Here is a 4,809-nt window from a genome sequence, read left to right on the forward strand (position 1 = left end):
AGATGCAGCGGCTCGCCGGTACGCGAGGCGGGCAGCACGACGTTCAGATTCTGCGCGCGGCGGCTCAATGTCGTGTAGTTCGGCACTGGCAACGTTGGGAAGGCCAGGGTGCGCAAGCTCTGCGCGAAGCCTTGCAGCGCGCGCAGCGGCAGGTGGAACACCTGCTTGAGACCGAGCAGACCCTGGATCAGCGCATCCGTATAGACGAGTGGGTGGCCACGCTTGGGCGACTGGGCTTTAGCCGGTGGCACGAGCAAGCTCTCTTCGACCCACATCGTCACGTCTCCTCGGGCTATCAGCCCCTTGTTGTACTGCGCCCAGTTCTTGACGCGGTAGATCCCCTTGGGGTCGGCTTGCTGTCGGTTGTCCTTGCGCATCGTCCCGGAAAAAGTTCGAGACACTACGCCGCTTCGTCAGAAGTTAACAGAGCCAGCGTTCCAGCCGTTGCGCGTAAACGTCAGCCCAACCGACCCCGGATTTATGCAACAACGCCCAGTAAAGCTAACATATTGTATGTCATGTTCCACCTTCTCGGATTGTGCGGAATTTCTGTATCTTGTATTGCATAAGCCGCTTTCTCGATTCTACTTGGATGTTGAGCGCAGAACTCAAACCTCCTGGTACAACGAATAAGCTGGCATCGACAGCAGCGGCATAGTTTGACAAGCGTCAATGCGCGCTTATTTATCGAGTTTCCTCGTGCGAGACGGGCCAAATCGATGCCTGCGAGACCCCCGGAAATTGCGCGTCACGAAATGAACAAAGTGATGGCGCGATTGTCGGCTTGAATTCCAATTTCACCGCATTGCGAAAAATATCATACACCACTTGCAGAGTGGCAATCACAATTTGCCCATCTACCGTAAGTGGCATAGATTTCGCTATATGCATACTACATGCATAATTTCATGACGTGTCTCACCACGGTAGAATGACATCTCATACTAAATTCAGAGATATATAGAATGACAGGGCGGCATCATTGCGTTAGGAATTACCGGCAAATGCTACAAAAAAACGTATCGCGAAAGGAGCGAAGATATATGACGTACAAGCAGCGCGTGTTGCATTTTTTTCGGAGCCTAGCTCAGGCGGCGCTGATATCTATCATGCTGGCCTCTTGCGGTGGTGACGGTGACGATCCCCCGGCCTCGCCCGAGCCGCAGACGATGACCACCACCACCGCCGCCTCGGTTCCGGTCGAGAAGAGCTGCTCGAACTGCGGGGCGCTGGACGCACACACCTATTCTGGTAGCGGCATAGGTGTTTGGGAAAGCGTTAATAGCACATCCTCGGCTGTGGAGGTTCCCATCAGCATCTCAGGGCTGAACGGGCAGGAGGTAACGCTCGTTTTCACTAATCAAACCGGAACCCCACAAGTTATGCCGACAATTGCAGTGGCAGCGCGGAACTATTCCTTCGTGGCCGAGCAACTACGATTGGATGACAGCACGGAAGCGCTTAAGCGCCGAATATCGAATTTTAATCGAGATGGATGGAGAGTGCACGCCAAAGAGCAAAGTTATGCTCCACGCTATTCTTTGTCGCCTAGTAGACTGGATAACGGTAGTGTGAAAATCTGGTATCTAGCGGACGATACGACTCGCTCCACAACCTTGGTTCGTAAACTCATGACAGCTGACGGCACCATTGTCAATTTCTGGGTAGAGACAACTGAACTCGATCCAACAAAGGTGAGTCAAGCGGTTCTCGACACACTAGCAGGCGATTTCGTCTCTCCTGGCAAGATCTACGATATGCTGAATTCAATTGGGGGACCCGTCTGGGGACCCCACAGCTATAGCGATCTGATTAGTGGCCATGATCAGCCAATTGACATCGTAATCGCCAAGTTCACTAAGGGTTCCGAGATGGCCGGATACTTCTATGCGCGCAACGCAATCAAGCGTGAGAGCGAGCCATACTCAAATGAATCGGTGTCGCTCTACCTGAACTCTGAGGAAATGTACCAAAGTGGTACCTACGGCTTGAATTACATGCGGTCTGCAATGGCGCATGAAGCCATGCACATGCAGAACTTCTACCGCCGAGGCATTTCCAAGGGCCCGGAGTACCAGTTCGAAATATGGCTGGAAGAAGCCACAGCTATGATGTTTGAGGACTTTGTGAGCCAGACCATCGAGAAGAACTTCAATACGATTAGGGACGTCCGCTTCACCAACTACGTAAGATTTGGTGGCCGAATTCACAATTGCAGTCTGTTTGATTGGGACAAAGCCAGTACATGCAACGGATATTCAATCTGGGGAACGCTCGGTGGATTTCTCAACCGTCAGCTCGGACTGAGCTTTTACAAGCATCTTCTTACCAACGTTAGCAGCACTGATTCGATGGCGGTTCTCGAATCTTCAGTTCGGGACAGGGCAGCAAACTCCAGCTTCCAACAGGAATTGCGCCACTTTGCCGCGACATCAGGTGCACTAATGAAGGAACCCGCCCCAGTCGGCTTTGGCTTTCCTTTGCGGGAGGAAGGTGGATTCGTGTTGCCTGAAATTAACGCGGGCGCCTTTCTAAATGATCGTAGTCAGTTATCAATGGTGCCCGCGGAGCTCCACCCCTATGCCAACGTGCCAGTAGTCCGGGAGCATGTGAAAGGTATGTATAGCGAAACGGTGAAGATTCCGCCCCACTCCTCACTGTCCGTCGTGATTCAATGATGCGAAGAGAGTGCCGTCAACCACATCTTCTGTGGACCTATGACTCACATGATTGCTTTGCTAGCTGCCCTTAGCGTTGCTGCATGCGCTGTGGGACCAACCGAGGGACAGCATCTGACGTTGGTCGGTGAGATCTACATCAAGGGCAATGAGCCCTTCCCAAAGGTCATACTTGAGACAGCGACCCATGAAAACTGGGAACTGGAAGGTGTGCCACTGACTGAGGCGCGATTGGTAAGCCGTCGCCACGTAACGGTACGTGGCGTCGTAATAAGATCGCCGTCCCGGGGGGTGTGGTTACCTTCGTTACGAGTAGAGAGCCCTCCACAAGTGGCTGGGCCATAATGATCTTTATCCCACTTTTGCTTTAGTGTATCGTGATCTGTCGCGGTAAGCAACAAGAACATCCGATGCCGGTTAGTAGAGGCGTGGCAACAGTTTTCATCGTCAAATTACAGCCCATTGGTGCCATTACTTGATGCCGCCCTACTTGTTTGATTATGTTTATGATTGATTCAATATAAAAATATTTACCCGCTCATTATCGGCAGCATTGGAATGGCTTCGCGCGATCTTGAACCTATCTTTGGAGTATGTTTATCTTGGTCCCAATTACCACCGCCTCGAATTTCGATCTCCCCGATGACATCGCGAAGCTCTTGGTTGATCCAAAGACTTATTCAAACCCTGAGCTATTGCACTCCGTCTATACGTGGGCTCGTGCCAACAATCCGTTCGGTCGTGCCGTTATTGAGGGCTTCGACCCATTCTGGGTTACAACGAAGTATGCCGATGTCAGCGCCATTTCACGTGACAGTAGCCTATTTCGCAACGGTGACTATTCTGTTGTTTGCCGACCAAAGGCCGCAATTGACTATATAATTTCGGTCACTGGGTCTCCGCATATTGTCAAGGCGCTAGTTCAGTTCGACGGTGATAAGCACAAGAAAATGCGCGCGCTGGCGCAGTCATGGTTCATGCCTGACAGCCTGCTCAACCTGGATGAGCGTATCCGACGACTGGCCCGTTGCTGTGTTGACAAACTTGCGCATTACGAAGGGGAGGTCATCGATTTTTCTAGAAATATTGCGCTATATTATCCTTTGCATGTGATAATGGATATTTTAGGAATTCCCTCTGAAGATGAGGCCAAAATGTTGGTCCTGACGCAAGAATTGTTTGGTGGGGAAGATCCAGAACTCAACCGAGGGAAGGCGGAGGTCGCTTCCGGTAAAGATGTTTTGGCAAAGAACCTACTAGCAGTAGTAGAAGACTTTCGGCATTATTTCGATAAGCTGACATCGGACAAAAGGACGAGTCCACGTAACGATATCGCAACATTGCTTTCCAACGCGGTCGTAAATGGCGAACCGATTAGCGATGCCAACCGCTTGGGCTACTACATTATTATTGCCACGGCGGGACACGATACCACATCATCGTCCTCCGCGATCGCAATGTGGGCACTTAGCCAGTTCCCTGATCTGCTGCCTCGACTACAAGCCGATGCGGCGCTGATTCCGAAATTTGTCGACGAGGCGGTGCGCTTTGCGTCACCGGTGAGCCACTTCATGCGTACCGCGGCTGCGGATACGGAGATCCGAGGACGCACAGTTCGCAAAGGCGATTGGATAATGCTGTGCTACGGCTCGGCGAATCGAGATGAAGATGTCTTTGATAAACCATTCGAGTTCAGCATTGATCGAAAGGAAGTCCACCATCTGGCATTTGGAACAGGGCCTCATATTTGTCTGGGCCAGCACTTGGCCAAGATGGAAATGCGCATCCTGTTTGAGGAAATGATACCGCGCCTTGAACGCGTGGAGTCAGCTGGGGAGCTCGAGATGGTCGCATCCAGCTTCGTCGGTGGGCCTAAGCATCTTCCTTTGCGCTGTTTCATGCGATAGAGTGATTTTTTGGTTCATCGAGGAATACCGGGGAAGGCTGCGCGGATCTTGAGGAAGAAGGGCGGCCTCAAATCTGAAGTGCAAAACCTTGCCATTTGGTAAGGTGTGGTGAATGACGAAGAAGAAGTACCGGCAACTGCAACCCGAAGAGCGCGTGCGCATCGAGATTTGGAAGGCGGAGAACATCGGCGTGAGGGACATGGCCTTCCGGCTGGGGCGCTCGC

Annotated in this window: 4 protein-coding genes; 3 read left to right on the top strand and 1 reads right to left on the bottom strand. The window is 51.9% G+C overall.

Annotated features, from left to right (window positions below):
• Positions 1-377: IS5/IS1182 family transposase (locus tag K309_RS0133995; protein ID WP_029050361.1), on the bottom strand; the 377-nt coding region annotated here is incomplete at its 3' end.
• A 666-nt stretch (positions 378-1,043) separates the two neighbouring features.
• Between K309_RS0133995 and K309_RS0134000 the strand changes: the two genes are divergently transcribed.
• From K309_RS0134000 to K309_RS41245, 3 genes are all read left to right on the top strand, one after another.
• Positions 1,044-2,678, top strand: a complete 1,635-nt coding sequence (locus tag K309_RS0134000; RefSeq protein ID WP_029050362.1) for a M30 family zinc metallopeptidase — start codon at positions 1,044-1,046, stop codon at positions 2,676-2,678.
• A gap of 593 nt (positions 2,679-3,271) precedes the next feature.
• On the top strand, positions 3,272-4,585 hold the full coding sequence (locus tag K309_RS0134005; RefSeq protein ID WP_029050363.1) for a cytochrome P450: 1,314 nt from the start codon (positions 3,272-3,274) through the stop codon (positions 4,583-4,585).
• 112 nt (positions 4,586-4,697) lie between these two features.
• A partial coding sequence (locus K309_RS41245; protein ID WP_156914534.1) for a helix-turn-helix domain-containing protein occupies positions 4,698-4,809 on the top strand: 112 nt, incomplete at its 3' end.

Source organism: Cupriavidus phytohabitans (genome assembly GCF_000426345.1).
Lineage (GTDB): Bacteria > Pseudomonadota > Gammaproteobacteria > Burkholderiales > Burkholderiaceae > Cupriavidus.